General features: G+C 70.6%; 20 protein-coding genes. 9 read left to right on the top strand and 11 right to left on the bottom strand.

What is annotated here, in order from left to right; genetic code table 11:
• Positions 1–51 precede the first annotated feature (51 nt).
• Both FV230_RS05940 and ndk read right to left on the bottom strand, forming a co-directional pair.
• Complete coding sequence (locus FV230_RS05940) at positions 52–414, bottom strand: hypothetical protein (RefSeq protein ID WP_147726087.1); 363 nt, start codon at positions 412–414, stop codon at positions 52–54.
• A 178-nt stretch (positions 415–592) separates the two neighbouring features.
• On the bottom strand, positions 593–1,015 hold the full coding sequence (ndk, locus tag FV230_RS05935) for a nucleoside-diphosphate kinase (protein WP_147726086.1): 423 nt from the start codon (positions 1,013–1,015) through the stop codon (positions 593–595).
• Between the two features lie 230 nt (positions 1,016–1,245).
• On the opposite strand from ndk, the gene FV230_RS05930 reads away from it, so the two are divergent.
• Entirely contained in the window at positions 1,246–1,752 is a 507-nt protein-coding gene (locus FV230_RS05930; RefSeq protein WP_147841661.1) for a DUF2147 domain-containing protein, read from the top strand.
• Between the two features lie 60 nt (positions 1,753–1,812).
• Here FV230_RS05930 and FV230_RS05925 read toward each other — a convergent pair whose 3' ends face one another.
• Complete coding sequence (locus tag FV230_RS05925) at positions 1,813–2,448, bottom strand: glutathione S-transferase N-terminal domain-containing protein (RefSeq protein WP_147726084.1); 636 nt, start codon at positions 2,446–2,448, stop codon at positions 1,813–1,815.
• A gap of 244 nt (positions 2,449–2,692) precedes the next feature.
• Between FV230_RS05925 and FV230_RS05920 the strand changes: the two genes are divergently transcribed.
• The 6 genes from FV230_RS05920 (at position 2,693) to FV230_RS05895 (ending at position 7,401) form a co-directional block, all read left to right on the top strand.
• Complete coding sequence (locus FV230_RS05920; RefSeq protein ID WP_147841660.1) at positions 2,693–2,992, top strand: hypothetical protein; 300 nt, start codon at positions 2,693–2,695, stop codon at positions 2,990–2,992.
• A gap of 59 nt (positions 2,993–3,051) precedes the next feature.
• A complete protein-coding gene (locus FV230_RS05915; protein ID WP_147841659.1) occupies positions 3,052–3,492 on the top strand; it encodes a DUF4345 domain-containing protein in 441 nt (146 codons plus the stop codon).
• Positions 3,489–5,522, top strand: coding sequence for an FUSC family protein (locus tag FV230_RS05910; protein ID WP_147841658.1), 2,034 nt, complete (start codon positions 3,489–3,491; stop codon positions 5,520–5,522). The genes FV230_RS05915 and FV230_RS05910 overlap by 4 nt, the downstream gene beginning before the upstream one ends.
• A gap of 25 nt (positions 5,523–5,547) precedes the next feature.
• Positions 5,548–5,742 (top strand): DUF1656 domain-containing protein, encoded by a 195-nt coding sequence (locus FV230_RS05905; RefSeq protein WP_147729829.1) that lies wholly within the window; start codon positions 5,548–5,550, stop codon positions 5,740–5,742.
• A complete protein-coding gene (locus tag FV230_RS05900) occupies positions 5,742–6,800 on the top strand; it encodes an HlyD family secretion protein (RefSeq protein ID WP_147841657.1) in 1,059 nt (352 codons plus the stop codon). Before FV230_RS05905 ends, FV230_RS05900 begins: the two co-directional genes overlap by 1 nt.
• Positions 6,801–6,903: 103 nt before the next feature.
• Positions 6,904–7,401 (top strand): DUF3280 domain-containing protein, encoded by a 498-nt coding sequence (locus FV230_RS05895; RefSeq protein WP_147841656.1) that lies wholly within the window; start codon positions 6,904–6,906, stop codon positions 7,399–7,401.
• 447 nt (positions 7,402–7,848) lie between these two features.
• Here the strand turns inward: FV230_RS05895 and gatB are convergent, their stop codons facing one another.
• The 5 genes from gatB to FV230_RS05870 all read right to left on the bottom strand — a co-directional run bounded on the left by gatB (position 7,849) and on the right by FV230_RS05870 (position 11,886).
• Entirely contained in the window at positions 7,849–9,321 is a 1,473-nt protein-coding gene (gatB, locus tag FV230_RS05890; protein WP_147841655.1) for an Asp-tRNA(Asn)/Glu-tRNA(Gln) amidotransferase subunit GatB, read from the bottom strand.
• 64 nt (positions 9,322–9,385) lie between these two features.
• Positions 9,386–9,688, bottom strand: a complete 303-nt coding sequence (locus FV230_RS05885) for a hypothetical protein (RefSeq protein WP_147727685.1) — start codon at positions 9,686–9,688, stop codon at positions 9,386–9,388.
• The gene (gatA, locus tag FV230_RS05880; RefSeq protein WP_147841654.1) at positions 9,685–11,175 is read right to left on the bottom strand and encodes an Asp-tRNA(Asn)/Glu-tRNA(Gln) amidotransferase subunit GatA; all 1,491 of its coding nucleotides are present in this window, start codon (positions 11,173–11,175) and stop codon (positions 9,685–9,687) included. The genes FV230_RS05885 and gatA overlap by 4 nt, the downstream gene beginning before the upstream one ends.
• Positions 11,176–11,272: 97 nt before the next feature.
• Positions 11,273–11,560, bottom strand: coding sequence for an Asp-tRNA(Asn)/Glu-tRNA(Gln) amidotransferase subunit GatC (gene gatC / locus FV230_RS05875; RefSeq protein WP_147841653.1), 288 nt, complete (start codon positions 11,558–11,560; stop codon positions 11,273–11,275).
• Between the two features lie 134 nt (positions 11,561–11,694).
• Positions 11,695–11,886, bottom strand: coding sequence for a hypothetical protein (locus FV230_RS05870; protein ID WP_147841652.1), 192 nt, complete (start codon positions 11,884–11,886; stop codon positions 11,695–11,697).
• Between the two features lie 117 nt (positions 11,887–12,003).
• Here FV230_RS05870 and FV230_RS05865 point away from each other — a divergent pair, with 117 nt between their 5' ends.
• Both FV230_RS05865 and ruvX read left to right on the top strand, forming a co-directional pair.
• A complete protein-coding gene (locus FV230_RS05865; protein ID WP_147841671.1) occupies positions 12,004–12,585 on the top strand; it encodes an SMI1/KNR4 family protein in 582 nt (193 codons plus the stop codon).
• Between the two features lie 22 nt (positions 12,586–12,607).
• Complete coding sequence (gene ruvX / locus FV230_RS05860) at positions 12,608–13,099, top strand: Holliday junction resolvase RuvX (RefSeq protein ID WP_147841651.1); 492 nt, start codon at positions 12,608–12,610, stop codon at positions 13,097–13,099.
• A gap of 29 nt (positions 13,100–13,128) precedes the next feature.
• On the opposite strand, the gene dprA is transcribed toward ruvX, so the two are convergent.
• From dprA to pyrC, 3 genes are all read right to left on the bottom strand, one after another.
• Positions 13,129–14,307, bottom strand: coding sequence for a DNA-processing protein DprA (gene dprA / locus FV230_RS05855; protein ID WP_147841650.1), 1,179 nt, complete (start codon positions 14,305–14,307; stop codon positions 13,129–13,131).
• A 21-nt stretch (positions 14,308–14,328) separates the two neighbouring features.
• Positions 14,329–14,949: a glycerol-3-phosphate 1-O-acyltransferase PlsY gene (gene plsY, locus FV230_RS05850; RefSeq protein WP_147841649.1), complete on the bottom strand. Its 621-nt coding sequence runs from the start codon at positions 14,947–14,949 to the stop codon at positions 14,329–14,331.
• The coding region (gene pyrC, locus FV230_RS05845; protein WP_147841648.1) for a dihydroorotase at positions 14,946–16,081 on the bottom strand (1,136 nt) is incomplete at its 5' end. The genes plsY and pyrC, both read right to left, overlap by 4 nt.

Here is a 16,081-nt window from a genome sequence, read left to right as displayed (position 1 = left end):
TCCGCGCCTTCCCTCCCCGCAGAGGGGAGAGGGAAGGCCTCGTACTTGTTTCTAGACCGGCCGCTGCAGCTTGCACGAATCCAGTGCGTTCAGCGCCTTGGCGCGGGCGGAATCGTTGAAGTAGCCGGTGGCGCGGTAGGCCTCGATCTCGGACTCGTCGAGCGAGCGCATGGTCTGCTTCGCGTAGCAGCCGCAGGGGCGCTCCAGCGAGGCTTCCGGCGCGTTGGTGATGCGGGCCTGGACCACGGCGCAGGCGTGACGCACGCGGCCTTCGAGGTTGGCCTTCGGCACCGTGCGCAGCGCCGGGTCGGGCTGGTACTGATCGAACGGCGCGGAGGACCCGCTGGCGAGGGCGGCGGTCGCGGCGAGCGAGAGCAGGCCGGCGGCGATCAGGGACAGGCGGCGGGTCGTCATGGCAGGTCCATTGGCGAGATCTGGAAATCCGACGCCGTTGGACTCTCTGGCCGCCTGCTTCGTCAATGACGGTGCGGCCACACCGCCCTCCATTCCGGGCGATGTGGCGTTCTACCGAGCCGAAGGCGTCCCCGGTGTGTTCCGGCGACCACCCTCGGGCACGCGGTTCCCGCGTTCCTCAGCCGACGATGTCGGAATCCTGGAAGAACTGCGCGATTTCCATCTTGGCGTTGTCGGCGCTGTCCGAGCCGTGGACGGTGTTCTCGCCGACCGATTCCGAGAAGGTCTTGCGGATGGTGCCCTCGGCGGCCTGGGCCGGGTTCGTCGCACCCATCACCTCACGGTACTTCGCGACGGCGTTCTCGCCCTCGAGCACCTGAACCACCACCGGGCCCGAGGTCATGAAGGTCACGAGCTCGCCGAAGAACGGGCGCTCCTTGTGGATCTCGTAGAACTTCTCGGCCTGGGCCTGGCTCATCTGGATGCGGCGCTGGCCGACGATCCGCAGGCCCGCCTTCTCGATGACCGCGTTGACGGCGCCGGTGAGGTTCCGCTTGGTCGCGTCGGGCTTGAGGATGGAGAAGGTGCGCTCGGTGGCCATGGTCAGTCCGCTTCGGATGAAAATAAAAAACGCCAGCAAGCGCGTCGCGAAAAACGCTTTGGCGCCGGGCTTATAGCGAGGGCGCCGGACACCCTCAACCCGAGCCTGCACGATGCTTGGCCATGGCAACGCTGCAACACTGCCGAAAAATCGCCCGAATGCGGTGGCTGAGTGATCTCACGAACTCCACCCGCCCCGCGCCGTCAGGCGCCAGCTTCGGAGCTACCTGCATGCGTCTCGCCCTCGCCGCCACCCTCCTCCTCGCCGGCATCGCCTCGGCCCACGCCCAGTCGAGCAAGGATCCCTCCGGCACCTGGCTGACCGAGGACGGCCGCGCGAAGATCCGCATCGACCGCTGCGGCGCCGGCCAGGCTCAGGTCTGCGGCAAGGTGGTGTGGCTCAAGGTCGCCACCACGGAAGCCGGCGCGCCGCGCACCGACATCAAGAACCCCGATCCGAAGAAGCGCTCGCGCCCCGTACTCGGCCTGCCGCTGATCGAGGGCCTGCAGCCGGACGAGGCGAAGTTCTCCGGCAGCATCTACAACATCGAGGAAGGCAAGATCTATCAGGTCAGCCTCGAGCGCGAGAACGCCTCGGAGCTGTCGGTCTCGGGCTGCCTGCTCAAGGTGCTGTGCGGCTCGCAGACCTGGACCAAGGTGCCGGACGTGAACCAGCAGGCCGCGAATGTCGGCGCCGAGCCGGCGCCGCAGAAGCCGGCCAAGCCCGCCGCCAAGTAGGCGGGACCGCTCTCCTGCGGACGCCGTCGATGGCGGCGTCCGATCAACAGGCGCGCTTGATCAGATCGCGGAGAGGCCTCTCTGCACGGCGGGCCGTGCCAGGACCCGGTCGAGCCACGCCTTCACGTTCGGCAGCGCGCCGAGGTCGACGCCCTGCTTGCCGGTGAACTTCGCCCACGGCACCGTCGCCATGTCGGCGATGGAGTAGTCCCCGGCGAGGTACTCGCGATCCGCCAGCCGCCTGTCGAGCACGCCGTAGAGCCGGTTGGTCTCGGCGGTGAACCGCTCGATCGCGTAGGGGATCTTCTCCTTCGCGTAGATCTTGAAATGGTGGGTCTGGCCGAGCATCGGCCCGAAGCCGGCGCATTGCCAGAACAGCCACTCGTCGACCGCGACGCGCGCCCGCTCGTCAGCCGGATAGAAGCGGCCGGTCTTGCGCCCGAGGTATTGCAGGATCGCGCCGGATTCGAAGATCGAGACCGGCTCGCCGCCCGGCCCGTCGTGATCGACGATCGCCGGGATCTTGTTGTTCGGCGAGATTTCGAGGAACGCGGGCGCCATCTGCTCGCCCTTGGCGATGTCGACCGGGACGACCCGATACGGCAGGCCGCACTCCTCCAGCATGATCGGGATCTTCCAGCCGTTCGGCGTGCTCCAAGTGTGGAGATCGATCGGTTTGCCGGTCACGGCCGCCATCGCTTGCCTTCGCTCTCCAACGGATCGGCCGGCCGTCACGACGGGCCCCGTCTGCCGACGGTAGCTACCTCGGAACTCGGCGCGTACTCAAGGGCGGCCGATCACCGCTCACGTTTTCGAGAGATCACCGGGTCGCCTGTTGCCGCTCGGTCGTTCGGCCTTGTCCTCGGCCAAGCTTGGCGATGTGGTGGGGCGAGGTAGCGCACGTCGCGATTCGACGTGCCGCCCCGGAGGGTCCGCCGTCATGTTCGCCCGTTTCCTCGCGATCGCCGCCTTCGCCGTTCCGCTGGCCCTCGCCCAGCCGGTCCTGGCCAAGGATCCGCCCCCGGCCAAGCCGACCGAGACGCCGATGGCCGCGCCGGCCGCGCCAGCGGCCAAGCCCGACGCCGCCCCGAGCGCGGGGCAGATGGCGGCGCGCCAGCGCCAGAAGACCTGCGGCGCGCAGTGGCGAGCGCTGGCCGACGCCGAGAAGGTGTCGCAGGGTCCGAAGTGGCCGCAATACTGGAGCAAGTGCAACAAGCGCCTGAAGGGCGAGAAGGCCTGACGGATCGTCCTGCGTTCCGGCGGGTTGTGCGTTCTGGTACCCAAGCGTAACCGAACGCGATGATGACGGATCGACAGGCGCTGCAGCGCACGGTGGCGGTGGCGGCGATCGTTCCGATCGCGACCGGATTGTATGGCGTGGTCTTCGGCATGAACGGCCTGGAGGCCGGCCTGCCCGACATCTCGGCCGACAGCCATTTCCGCTACCTGTCCGGCCTGCTCACGGGCATCGGCATCCTGTTCCTGACCTGCGTCGCCGGGATCGAGGAGAAGGGCCGGCTCTTCCGGTTCCTCACCCTCGTCGTCGTGCTCGGCGGGCTCGCGCGCCTGCTCGGCCTCTGGCTCACCGGCGTCCCGTCGCTGACGATGCTCGCGGCGCTCGGCATGGAGCTCGGCGTCACGCCGCTGCTCTGCCTGTGGCAGGCGCGGATCGCCGGGCGGGCGCGGGACGCCGCCGCGACCGTGGAGACAGGGGCCGCCCCCGGCACGCCGGCGCGATGAGCGAGGCCGCCACCGAAACCACGCCCTGGCTCGGCCGGATGGTCGACCGGCTCGACGCGATCGTGCCGAAGCCGGCCGCCTGGGCCTTCGCCCTGCGGATCTGGCTGGCGATGATGTTGGCGCTCTACGCCGCGTTCTGGTTGCAGCTCGACAGCGCGTCGTCGGCCGCCACCGGCGTGGCGATCCTGGCGCAGCCGAAGCGCGGGCAGGCGATCTCGAAGGCCGCCTACCGCTTCCTCGGCACCGTGATCGGCGGCATCGTCGCGATCGTGTTCATGGCGCTGTTCGCGCAGGACCGGGTGACGCTGCTGGTCGCGTTCGCGGTTTGGATCGGGGTCTGCGTCTTCATCGCCCAGTACCTGCAGGACACCCGCGCCTACGGCGCGATGCTGTCCGGCTACACCGTGGCGATCATCGCGCTCGCGCATATCGATGCGCCGCAGACGACGTTCGACGCGGCGGTCGGGCGCCTGGCCGCGATCACGGTCGCGATCGTCACCATCACCTTCATCAACGACGCCCTCGCCTCGCCGAGCACGTGGCGAACGTTGCTGCCGACGCTGGCCTCGGCCTACGCGGGCACCAAGACCTTCGCCCGCGAGGCGTTCACCTCGGGCGATCCCGGGGCGCTGCGGACCGCCGCGCTGATCCGGACGATCGCGCCGATGCGGGCGGATGCCAGCGCGATCGCCGGCGAGCTCGACGACGGCCCCTACCGGGCGGCCGGCGCCCGCAGCGCCATCGCGGCGCTCTACGTGATGGCGGCGGCGAGCCGTGCCGCGGCGAACGCGGCCGCGTCCCTGCGCCATCCGAGCTCGGCGGTCGAGGAGGCGATCGGGCTGTGCCGCGAGGTCGCGTCCGGCGGGGTCGGCGAACCGGATGCCGGCCGCCTCGACCGGATCGATGCACGCCTGCGCGACCTCGTCGATGCGGCGGTCCGCGATGGGCGCCGGCCGCTGGACGAGCTGGTGGCGCTCCAGCGCTGCCTCGACTTCGTCAACGCCGCGACTTTCGCCGACGACGGCCTGCGCGCCCTCGCGGACGGCCACGTGCCGCTGCGCGACGTTAAGCTTCCGACCCACCGCGACTTCCCCGTGGCCCTGCGCGCCGCGTTGCGGGTGGCGATCGGCTTCGGGCTCACAGCCGCCTTCATGGTCCTCTCGGGCCTGCCGCAGACCTCGTTCGCGCTGGTCCAGGTCGCCTCGACCTGCGCGCTGTCCTCGACCGCGCCCGATCCGAAGAAGTTCGCCGTCGGCGTCCTCATCGGCATGCCGCTGGCCTCGCTGTTCGCCGGCATCGTGCTGTTCGGCTTCCTCAACGGGAACCAGGGTTTCGCGCTGCTCGCGATCGCGATGATCGTGCCGGTGTTCGTCGCCTGCTTCCTGTCGCTGAACCCGTCCACCTTCGGCATCGGCTTCATCGCGCTGGTGTTCACGCCCGTGCTGATCGCGCCCGAGAACCCGCAGAGCTACGACCCGCAGACCTTCCTGATGAACGCGGTGCTGGTGATGGCCTCCGCGGTCATCCTGTTCCTCGCCGTCCGGCTGGTGCTGCCGATCTCGGCCTCGCAGCATCGCGCCTTTGCCCTCGATTCCGCCAAGCGCGCCCTGGCGGAAGCGCTGGCGGGCGAAGGCGGCGACGCGACCACGCGGACCAGCCTGAACGCCGACCGCTTGTTCCAGTTCGCCGGATACACCTCCGGCAGCCGCGCCGTGCGGCACATGGCGATGGTGCACGCCTTCGCCCTGTCTCAGCTCGAATCCGCGGCGGCGCGTGCGCACGCTCAGATGCGGCTGCTGACCGGCACCGCGGCGATGCGTGCCCCCGTCGCGAAGGGCCGCGAGGCTTTGGCGCGCGGCGATGCCTGGCGCCTGCAGGACGCGGCCCGCGACCTCCTCCGCGCCGCCGCCGATCACGAGCGCGGCACGCGCATGACGGTCGCGCGCGCGGCGACCGACCTGGTGGCCGCCGCACGCGTTATCGAGCGTCATCGGCGCTTCCTCGTGCGCCTCGACATGCCCGGTTTTTGAAACGAAGGGGTCCCGGAAGGCGACGATGCGTCACGAACTGCAAATCGGCGGGATCCTGGTCTCGCCCTTCGTCGCCTATGCGCTCGGCGCCTTCGCGATCCTGATCGCGCTACGCTTCGTCTTCGCGCGCATCCGCTTCAGCCGCTACGTCGCCAACCCGCCGCTCGCCGAGGCCGGGATCTACGTCTGCGTGCTCGCCCTCCTGATCGTGTTGCTGTGATGGCCGACGAGGACGACCCCAAGGCCTCGACGGCCGATCGCGCGGACGCGACGCGCGCCGACCCGCCGGCGCTCGCCGACGACCGCCCGGCCCGTGCCCGGCGCGGGCGCATCGGAAAGGTCTTCCGGCTCGCCGCGACCGGGGTGATCCTGCTGCTCGCGTTCCTCGCCGCGGCGGTGGTCTGGTCGTACTACGTCACCGCACCGTGGACGCGCGACGGGCGGGTGCGGGTCCAGGTTGCCAGCATCGCGCCGCAGGTGTCGGGGCAGATCGTCGAGCTTCGCGTCGGCGACAACCAGACCGTGAAGCGCGGCGACGTTCTCTACGTGATCGATCCGTTCGACTTCGAGGTGAACGTCGCCTCGGCCGAGGCCGAGGTGAAGAACCGCGAGGCCGACCTTTCCGTCAAGAACGCCCAGTCGGCGCGGCGGCAGGCGCTGACCACGGTCTCGACCTCCGTCGAGGAGAAGCAGCAATACGCGGGCACCGCCAAGATCGCCGAGGCGGCCTTGGAGACCGCCAAGGCGCAGCTGTCGCAGGCCAAGACCAACCTCGCGCGCACCCAGGTGAAGTCCACCGTCAACGGCCGGGTGACCAACCTGCTGCTGCGCACCGGCGACTACGCCTCGACGGGCACCTCGAACATCTCGGTGATCGACACGGACTCGTTCTGGGTCGACGGGTATTTCGAGGAGACCAAGATGGAGAACATCCATGTCGGCGACCCGGCCGAGATGGCGCTGATGGGCTATTCCGGGCACCTGCGCGGCACGGTCGAGAGCATCACGCAGGGCATCTCCACCGCGAATGCGGCACCGAGCACGCAGGGCCTCCCCAACGTCGATCCGGTCTACACCTGGGTGCGGCTGGCGCAGCGGGTGCCGGTGCGGATACGCATCGGCCACGTGCCGCCGGGCGTTCCCCTGGTCGCCGGCATGACCGCGACGGTCGTCGTCGGCGAGGGCGGCACGCCGCCGCCGGCCTGGTTCATGGATCTGCGCCGGCGCATCACCGGCGAGCCAGCGCCGACCCGGGAGGCGGAGGCCGGGAAGCGCTGAGGATGCGCCGTCCGAGCCGGCGAGGGCGTGTTGCAGAGAATTGCGGCCTGCCGCGTTGTCCCTGTACCGGCGCACCCGGATGCGCGGGCTCGCGAGGAACGCCATGACACGCCGCCCCCTGCACGCCCTGATCACCGTCGCCGGGCTGGCGCTGGCCGCACCCGGCTCCCGGGCCGCGCCTGCCAAGGCGGCGGTGTTCGACGTCCAGTTCGCGAACCTGTCGCCCGTCGCCCCCGACGCGGCCGAGACGGGGCGCCTGAAGCGCATCGGCACCGAGTTTCGCGACCTTCTGCAGAACAAGGGCCTGTTCACGGTGGTCTCGGCCGAGCCGGACCACGAGGAGGTCGCCAGGAGAGCGGACCTGCGTCCCTGCAACGGCTGCGCCGTCACCGTCGCGAAAAGGCTCGGGGCCGACACCGCGATCACCGGCGAGGTCCAGAAGGTCTCGAACCTGATCCTCGACCTCGATGTCTACGTGAAGCCGGTCGCCGACGACGCGCCGAAGCAGGCCTACAGCGTCGACCTGCGCGGCAACACCGACGAATCGTTCGATCGCGCCGTGCCCCACATGGTCGAGAACAACATGAGCGCCGGGCCGTAGGACCGGTCGATCCCAAGGATCTCGCAGAGCTTGCGACGCCGACCCGATCGATGTCGCGACGCATCGAGAGATCGCCCTTCATCGTCCAGGCAATCTTTTGCGGTGCGATCGACTATTCGCACATGCGAAGACTGGAAAGAGCAGCCGAAATGCACGCTTGACGTCGTGGTCTGTCGGGATCAGTCTATCTCCGTGCTTCGCCGATGGCGAAGCCGAGGCCGACCGGTGGGGTGAGCCTTCCGCCGGAGCAGGCAGGAGGAGACGAGCATGACTTCACCGCAGCGCGACGCCGCCACGACGACTTCGTGACCCGTTCGGCCCGAGGTCCAGCGGCATCAGACGGACGACGGACGGAAGCGGCCTCATGGGCGCAGAAGCGGCCGGCACGGCTCGCCTTCGAATGCGCGAAATGCCCCGGCTCGGCCGCTTGCGCCCGGTTCTCAGATTCTACTCGATCCCGAGCTTGCTCTTGAGCAGGGCGTTGACCGCCGCCGGGTTCGCCTTGCCGCCGGTGGCCTTCATGGTCTGGCCGACGAACCAGCCGAGCAGCGTCGGCTTCTCCTTCGCCTGCTGAACCTTGTCGGGGTTCTTGGCGATGATGTCGTCGACCGCCGCCTCGATCGCGCCGGTATCGGTGACCTGCTTCATGCCGCGGGCCTCGACGACCGCGCGCGGGTCTCCGCCTTCCGTCCAGACGATCTCGAACAGGTCCTTGGCGATCTTACCCGAGATGACGCCCTCGCCGATCAGGTCGATGATCCGGCCGAGCTGGTCGGCGGAGACCGGCGTCGCGTCGATGCCGAGGCCTTCCTTGTTGAGGCGGCCGAACAGCTCGTTGATCACCCAGTTCGCGGCCGCCTTGCCGTCGCGCCCGCGCGCCACCGCCTCGTAGTAGTCGGCCGACGCCCGCTCGGCCACGAGCACGTTGGCGTCGTAGGCGCTGAGCCCGAAATCGGCGACGAAGCGCGCCTTCTTGGCGTCCGGCAGCTCGGGCAGGCCCTCGGCGAGGGCGTCGACGTAAGCCTGGTCGAACTCGAGCGGCAGCAGGTCCGGATCGGGGAAGTAGCGGTAGTCGTGCGCCTCTTCCTTGGAGCGCATCGAGCGGGTCTCACCCTTGGCCGGATCGTACAGGCGGGTCTCCTGGGAGATCGTGCCGCCATCCTCGATGATCGCGATCTGGCGCCGCGCCTCCGACTCGATCGCCTGGCCGATGAAGCGGATCGAGTTGACGTTCTTGATCTCGCAGCGGGTGCCGAGCGGCTGGCCGGGACGGCGCACCGAGACGTTCACGTCGGCGCGCAAGCTGCCCTTCTCCATGTCGCCGTCGCAGGTGCCGAGGTAGCGCAGGATGGTGCGCAGCTTGGTCACGTAGGCGCGGGCCTCCTCGGAGGAGCGCAGGTCCGGCCGCGAGACGATCTCCATCAGCGCGACGCCGGAGCGGTTGAGGTCGACGAAGCTCTGGGTCGGGTTCTGGTCGTGCAGCGACTTTCCGGCATCCTGCTCGAGGTGCAGCCGCTCGATACCGACGGTGATCGACTCGCCGTCGAGCAGGTCGACGACGACCTCGCCCTCGCCGACGATCGGGTCCTTGTACTGCGAGATCTGGTAGCCCTGCGGCAGGTCCGGGTAGAAGTAGTTCTTCCGGTCGAACACCGAGCGGTGATTGATCCGCGCCTTCAGGCCGAGGCCGGTGCGCACCGCCTGGGCCACGCATTCCTCGTTGATCACCGGCAGCATGCCGGGCATCGCCGCATCGACCAGCGAGACGTGGTCGTTCGGCTCGGCCCCGAACTCGGTGGAGGCGCCGGAGAACAGCTTCGAGCGGCTGGTGACCTGGGCGTGGATCTCCATGCCGATCACCACCTCCCAGTCGTGCTCGGCGCCCTTGATGAGCTTCTTGGGGTTCACGGGAGCCGTCATGCTCGGACTTTCATGCAACGGGGCGCCGGGGCGCCGCGGAGTGTCGTGGCGGTGCGGGGACCGGTCAAGGCGCGTGCGGCCGCAGGATCCGCCGGGCGGTGAAGCCGAGGATCGACCACAGGATGGCCGCGCCCACCCGCACCGGGAAGAAGGTCGGCCCGTCGTGGCTGACCGGCGCCGGCCACGGGATGCCGATCGCGGTGACCGCCCAGGAGAACAGCACCGCGGCGACGAAGCCGGCGATGACCGCGACGAACAGCTTGCCGAACTGATCGGCCGACCAGCCGAGATAGAGGCAGACCGCGATCAGGACCGGGTCGAACCCGGCCCAGATCCAGACCGTCCAGGGATAGTAGGGGACCGTCACCACCAGGCCTTCGGCAGGACCGTGCGTCCGGCGGCGCGCTCGATCACCTCGGCGGTGGCGAACAGGGTCTCCTCGTCGAAGGGGCGGCCGATGAGCTGGAGCCCGAGCGGCAGGCCCTGGCCGTCGAGGCCGGCCGGCACCGCGATGCCGGGAAGACCGGCCATGTTCACCGTCACGGTGAAGACGTCGTTGAGGTACATCTCGACCGGGTCGGCCGAGGCCTTCTCGCCGATGCCGAAGGCGGCGGACGGCGTCGCCGGCGTCAGGATCGCGTCGACACCGGCCGCGTAGGCCTCCTCGAAGTCGCGCTTGATCAGCGTGCGGATCTTCTGGGCGCGGACGTAGTAGGCGTCGTAGTAGCCGGCCGAGAGCACGTAGGTGCCGATCATGATCCGGCGCTTGACCTCGCGGCCGAACCCCGCCGCGCGGGTGTTCTCATACATCGCGGCGATGTCCTTGCCGGGCACCCGCAGGCCGTAGCGCACGCCGTCGTAGCGGGCGAGGTTCGAGGAGGCCTCGGCCGGCGCGACGATGTAGTAGGCCGGCAACGCCAGCTTGGTGTGGGGCAGCGAGATCTCGCGGATCGTCGCGCCGGCATCCTTCAGCCAGGCGGCGCCGTCGTCCCAGAGCTTCTGGATCTCGCTGGGCATGCCCTCGACCCGATACTCCTTCGGAATGCCGATGGTCAGGCCCTTCACCCCGCGCGAGACCGCGGCCTCGAAATCCGGCACCGGGAGGTCGACGCAGGTGGTGTCGCGCGCGTCCGGGCCGGCCATCGAGCCGAGCAGGATCGCGCAGTCGCGCACCGTGCGGGCGATCGGGCCGGCCTGGTCGAGGGAGGAGGCGAAGGCCACCGTGCCCCAGCGCGAGACGCGGCCGTAGGTCGGCTTGATGCCGACGGTGCCCGTGAAGGCGGCCGGCTGCCGGATCGAGCCGCCGGTGTCGGTCGCGGTGGCGCCGAGGCAGAGATGCGCGGCGACCGCCGCCGCCGAGCCGCCCGACGAGCCGCCCGGGACGATCTTGGCGTCGGAGAGGACGCCGTTTTCCTGTCGGCGCCACGGCGAGATCACGTCGCCGTAGGCGCTGGTCTCGTTCGAGGAGCCCATCGCGAACTCGTCGAGGTTGAGCTTGCCCAGCATCACCGCGCCGTCGCGCCAGAGGTTGGCCGAGACGGCGGATTCGTAGTGCGGCTCGAAGGTCTCGAGGATCCTGGAGCCCGCGGTCGTGACGACGCCCTCGGTGCAGAACAGGTCCTTGATGCCGAGCGGCAGCCCTTCGAGCGGGCCGGCCTCGCCCTTGGCGATCTTCGCGTCGGAGGCGTCCGCCATCGTCAGGGCGCGGTCGGGCGTCTCCAGCAGGTAGGCGTTGAGGACCCGCGCCTTCTCCAGCGCCGCGATGTGCGCCTGCGCGATCTCGCGGGCGGAGAAGGTTTTGGCCTTCAGGCCGTCGCGCGCCTCGGCGAGGCTGAGTTCGTTGAGGTCTGTCACGCTGTTCGTCCTCGGCCGTTCGGCCGCGATGCGGGTCGGGGGCGTTCCGTCGGGCGGGGCCGGCGGGCGCGGCAGGCGTCCTTCGCGGAAGGGGCGCCTACTCGACGACTTTCGGGACCAGGAAGTAGTGGTCCTCCGTCTCAGGCGCGTTGGCGACGACGTCGACCGCGCCGCCGCCGTCGGTGACCACGTCCTTGCGCTTCTTCATCGCCATCGGCGTCACCGAGGTCATCGCCTCGACGCCGGTCACGTCGACCGCACCGAGCTGCTCGACGAAGGCGAGGATGGCGTTCAGCTCGCCCTGCAGCGGCGCGACCTCGTCTTCGGCGACCGCGATGCGGGCCAGATGCGCGATGCGCCGGACTGTCTTCTCGTCGACCGACATGCTGCCTGTTCGTCTCGGCTGTTCGTCCCGAAGGACCCGGCGCGCCGCGGCGGAGATGCGCCGCGTCGGCCCGGTCCCTCGACGGTCCGGGCGCTATAGCACCGGGCTTCGCGACGCCGCAACGCGCCGGGGCGTCAGGTGACGACGTGGTTCGGCGTCACCGTCGTCTCGACCACGATGCCGGCCGGGCGGATCGGGAAGCACGCGGCCAGGGAGAAGCCGAGCACCAGGACCTCGAAGGCGACGAGCAGCATCACCTTGTGCCGCCGCGGCAGCGGGCGGCGAGGAGGGGACGCGTGGGGGACGAAAGAACCGATGGCGCGCACGATTGCCTCCGCTGCGGGCTTAACGAAACCTTAACCATCGTTATGAGGGAAGCGCTGCGTTGTCGGCCACGGCAAACTCGCGACGCGGTTAACGGCTGTGGATGGAGCATGAGCGCGATGTGGAACACGGTGTTCGAGCGGCTTCATCCGGGCGCACGCTCGAGCGACGCCGAGATCGCGCGGGCGGAGGCCGAACTCGGCTTCGCGCTGCCCGAATCGTATCGCAGCTTCTGCCGTGACTGCGGCGCCGGCCTCGCCAACGGCCATTTCCGGATCGCCACGCCCCTGCCCTACCCGGCGGCCGACCTGGTGACGCGGGCGGAGATCATCGCCGACAGCATCAACGCGGCGATCGCGGCGCTCTCGGCCGCCGACGCGCCGCACTGGTTCGCGATCGAGGACGGCGACCTGTCGCGGCTCGCACGCGCCTGCTTCTTCGGCGAGGGCGAGGACGGCAGCTTCCTGTTCTGGGACGTCGCCGGCGCGGGCGAGTACCCGATCTGGGTGATGGCCGCGGATCTCGAAACCGTCCGCTTCGGCGGCGACAGCCTCGACGCGTTCTTCCGGCGCACGCAGGGCCTGACGATCCTCGACGTGCTCGGCGACGGCACCCCGCCGCTGGCCTCGACCTTCGAGGGCATCGAGGCGGCGGTGCTGGCGCGGGCTGGCGAGGCGAGCCCGCCCGGCGAGCCGGCATAGGGCGCGAGCGGAACGGGATACGATGGACGAGGACACGTTACGCGCCTTCGCCGAGGCCTCGCGCGGCGCGCCCCGGCTGATCGGCATCGATCTCGGCACCAAGACGATCGGGCTCGCCCTGTCGGATCTCGGCCGCCAGATCGCGTCGCCTCTGGAGACGATCAAGCGGTTGAAGTTCACGCCCGACGTCGCGCGGCTGCGCTTCCTCTGCGAGCAGCACGCGGTCGGCGGGCTGGTGATCGGGCTGCCGCTCAACATGGACGGCAGCGAGGGCGTGCGGGTGCAATCGACGCGCTCGTTCGTGCGCAACCTCAAGCCGCTCCTCGACCTGCCGGTCCTGTTCTACGACGAGCGCCTCTCGACCGCCGTCGTCACGCGTGCGCTGATCGCGGCCGACACCTCGCGGGCCAAGCGCGGCGCGCTCGTCGACAAGCTCGCCGCCGCCTACATCCTGCAGGGCTGCCTCGACCGGATGCGGGGGCTGGTCGAGTCCGAGGACGACGACTCGTTCTGAGCGCTTGCGCGCGTCTCGCCGGCCGCGGCTCAGCCGATCAGCGACACCATCCCGCTGCCGTGCCGCTCGATCCGCCCGTCGAGTTCGAGCTCGAGCAGCGTGGTCTGGACGCGGCGCACGGAGAGCCCGGTGGCACGCGCAAGCTCGTCCGTGCCGACCGGCGTCGGGCTGAGCGCGGCGACGAGCGTCTCCCGGTCGCCCACCGGCTCTGCCGGTTCCGGCGCCTCGAACGGCGCAGCCGGCATCGGCGCGGCGCCGTCATCGAGGTCGATCTCGTCCCAGAAGTCCGGCTGGTCGGCGAGGTCCGGTCGCGGGAGCGCCGGCACCCGGTCGGGGTCGTCGCCGCGCTCGATCAGCGGTGCGATTGCGGCGAGGACGTGCTCGACCTCGGCGACGAGCGTCGCCCCCTGTCGGATCAGGTCGTTGGTGCCCTCCGCCCGCGGGTCGAGCGGAGAGCCCGGCACCGCGAAGACCTCGCGACCCTGCTCGAGGGCGAAGCGCGCGGTGATCAGCGAGCCCGAACGGCGTGCCGCCTCGACCACCACGGTGCCGTAGGCCAGCCCCGAAATGATGCGGTTGCGCCTCGGGAAGTCGCGCCCGCGCGGCACCCAGCCCATCGGCATCTCGGCGATCACCGCCCCGCCCGCCTCCAGGATCGCCTCGACGAGGCCGGCATGGTTGGCCGGATAGATCTTGTCGTGGCCGCCCGCGAGCACCGCGACGGTGCCGGTCGCGGCGGACGCCTTGTGCGCGCGGGCGTCGATCCCGCGGGCCAGGCCGGAGACGACGACGAGCCCCGCTTCGCCGAGACCGCGCGCCAGCCGCTCGGTGAAGGCGAGCCCGGCGGCCGAGGCGTTGCGCGAGCCGACGATCGCCACCGCCGGCCTTGAAAGCGCGTCGGCGGATCCGCGCACCGCGACGAGGGGCGGCGCGGAATCGGCCGCCTGAAGGATCTTCGGGTAGCCCGCCTCGCCCATCGCGACGATGCGGGCACCGAGGCGGCACGCTGCCGCGATTTCCGCCTCGGCCTCGGCCCGCGCCGGCGGCACGACGCGCCGTCCCCGGCGCGCGGTCAGGTCCGGCAGGGCCGCGAGGGCGCCGGCCGCGCCGCCGAAGCGGTTGATCAGGCTGCGGAACGTGCGCGGCCCGACCCCTTCGGTTCGGATCAGGCGGAGCCAGTCGAGCCTTTGTGCGTCGGTGAGCTGCACGGGCCTTCCCCCGAAGGGGTCTCAGCCCTTCTGACCGATCCGTCCCTCGGTGCCGTCGACCAGCCGGCGGATGTTGGGCGCGTGCTTCCACCATAGCAGCAGGCCGAGGACGAGGAAGAGGCCCGCGCGCGCCGGATCGTTCAAGGCCCACAGAATGATAGGGGTCGCGGCCGAGGCTGCGAGCGCCGCGAGCGACGAGTAGCGCAGGGCGAAGGCGAGGCCGAGCCAGATCGCCGCGAAGGCGAGCAGCGCCGGCGGGCTCAGGGCGAGCAGCACCCCGAGGAAGGTCGCGACGCCCTTGCCGCCCCTGAACCCGAGCCAGACCGGGAAGAGATGCCCGAGGAAGGCGCCGAGCCCGGCCGCGAGCGCCGGCCACGCGCCGGTCCCTTCGCCGAACCGCTGCGCGATCAGCACCGCCGCGGTGCCTTTCAGGGCGTCGCCGAGCAGCGTCGCGGCGGCGAGCCCCTTGCGGCCGGTGCGCAGCACGTTGGTCGCGCCGATGTTGCCCGACCCGATCGCCCGCACGTCGCCGAGGCCGGCAAGCCGCGTGAAGACGAGCCCGAACGGGATCGAGCCGAGGGCGTAGCCGAGCGCCAGGCAGCCGAGGACGACCGGCCAGGCCATGTCCGACAGCGCGCTCATGCGGCCCCCGCGAGGTCGGCCGAGCGGTGGACGATCCGGCCGCCGACGAGCGTCAGCACCGCGGCGCCCTGCATCCGCGCCTCGTCGAACGGCGAGTTCTTCGAGCGCGACTTCAGGGTCCGCTTGTCGAGCACGTAGGGCACGTCCGGATCGATCAGCACGAGGTCGGCCGGGGCGCCGACCGCGAGCCGACCGGATTCGCGCCCGAGGATGCGCCCCGGATTCGCCGACAGCGCCGCGAGCAGGCGCGCGAGCGTGACGTCGCCGGCGCGCACGAGGCGGAGCGCGGCGCCGAGCAGGGTCTCGATCCCGAGCGCGCCGTCGGCGGCCTCGGCGAAGGGCAGGCGCTTGGTCTCGACGTCCTGCGGGTTGTGATCGGAGACGACGACGTCGATCACGCCCTCGTTCAGCGCCGCCGCCAGCGCCTGCCGGTCGGCCTCGCCGCGCAAGGGCGGCGAAAGCTTGCAGAAGGTGCGGTAGTGCCCGATGTCGCCCTCGTTCAGGACGAGGTTGTTGATCGAGGCGCCGCAGGTCACCGGCAATCCGTCGTGCTTGGCCCGGCGCACGATCTCGACCGAGTCGGCGCAGGAGATCATCGCCGCGTGGTAGCGCGCGCCGGTGAGGCGGACGAGGCGGAGGTCGCGCTCCAGCATCATCGTCTCGGCCTCGCGCGGGATGCCCATCAGCCCGAGCCGCGAGGCCAGCTCGCCCTCGTTCATCACGCCCTCGCCGACGAGGTCGGGCTCCTCGACGTGCTGCATCAGCAGCGCGCCGAAGTCGCGGGCGTAGGTCATCGCCCGCCGCATCACCTGCGCGTGCGTCACGGCGCGGAGCCCGTCGGTGAAGGCGACGGCGCCGGCTTCCTGGAGCAGGCCGAACTCGGTCATCTCGTGGCCGGCAAGCCCCTTGGTGATCGCCGCCGCCGGCAGGACGTTGACGCAGGCCGTGTCGCGGGCGCGGCGCAGCACGAAGTCGACGATCGCCGGCCCGTCGATCACCGGATTGGTGTCCGGCATGCAGACCAGCGTCGTGACCCCGCCGGCCGCCGCCGCGGCGCTGGCGCTCGCCAGGGTCTCGCGGTGCTCGGCGCCGGGCTCGCCGACGAAGGCGCGCATGTCGATCAGGCCCGGCG

This window comes from Methylobacterium sp. WL6, assembly GCF_008040095.1.
In the GTDB taxonomy this organism is placed as follows: Bacteria; Pseudomonadota; Alphaproteobacteria; order Rhizobiales; family Beijerinckiaceae; genus Methylobacterium.
Note: the sequence above shows the minus strand (reverse complement) of the source record. Positions and strands in the feature narration are given on the sequence as shown.

What these genes read in the sequence shown, in the direction of transcription:
- FV230_RS05940 (WP_147726087.1), bottom strand. Translation starts at nt 414, where the DNA reads ATGACGACCCGCCGCCTGTCCCTGATCGCCGCCGGCCTGCTCTCGCTC.
- ndk (WP_147726086.1), bottom strand. Translation starts at nt 1,015, where the DNA reads ATGGCCACCGAGCGCACCTTCTCCATCCTCAAGCCCGACGCGACCAAG.
- FV230_RS05930 (WP_147841661.1), top strand. Translation starts at nt 1,246, where the DNA reads ATGCGTCTCGCCCTCGCCGCCACCCTCCTCCTCGCCGGCATCGCCTCG.
- FV230_RS05925 (WP_147726084.1), bottom strand. Translation starts at nt 2,448, where the DNA reads ATGGCGGCCGTGACCGGCAAACCGATCGATCTCCACACTTGGAGCACG.
- FV230_RS05920 (WP_147841660.1), top strand. Translation starts at nt 2,693, where the DNA reads ATGTTCGCCCGTTTCCTCGCGATCGCCGCCTTCGCCGTTCCGCTGGCC.
- FV230_RS05915 (WP_147841659.1), top strand. Translation starts at nt 3,052, where the DNA reads ATGATGACGGATCGACAGGCGCTGCAGCGCACGGTGGCGGTGGCGGCG.
- FV230_RS05910 (WP_147841658.1), top strand. Translation starts at nt 3,489, where the DNA reads ATGAGCGAGGCCGCCACCGAAACCACGCCCTGGCTCGGCCGGATGGTC.
- FV230_RS05905 (WP_147729829.1), top strand. Translation starts at nt 5,548, where the DNA reads ATGCGTCACGAACTGCAAATCGGCGGGATCCTGGTCTCGCCCTTCGTC.
- FV230_RS05900 (WP_147841657.1), top strand. Translation starts at nt 5,742, where the DNA reads ATGGCCGACGAGGACGACCCCAAGGCCTCGACGGCCGATCGCGCGGAC.
- FV230_RS05895 (WP_147841656.1), top strand. Translation starts at nt 6,904, where the DNA reads ATGACACGCCGCCCCCTGCACGCCCTGATCACCGTCGCCGGGCTGGCG.
- gatB (WP_147841655.1), bottom strand. Translation starts at nt 9,321, where the DNA reads ATGACGGCTCCCGTGAACCCCAAGAAGCTCATCAAGGGCGCCGAGCAC.
- gatC (WP_147841653.1), bottom strand. Translation starts at nt 11,560, where the DNA reads ATGTCGGTCGACGAGAAGACAGTCCGGCGCATCGCGCATCTGGCCCGC.
- FV230_RS05865 (WP_147841671.1), top strand. Translation starts at nt 12,004, where the DNA reads ATGTGGAACACGGTGTTCGAGCGGCTTCATCCGGGCGCACGCTCGAGC.
- ruvX (WP_147841651.1), top strand. Translation starts at nt 12,608, where the DNA reads ATGGACGAGGACACGTTACGCGCCTTCGCCGAGGCCTCGCGCGGCGCG.
- plsY (WP_147841649.1), bottom strand. Translation starts at nt 14,949, where the DNA reads ATGAGCGCGCTGTCGGACATGGCCTGGCCGGTCGTCCTCGGCTGCCTG.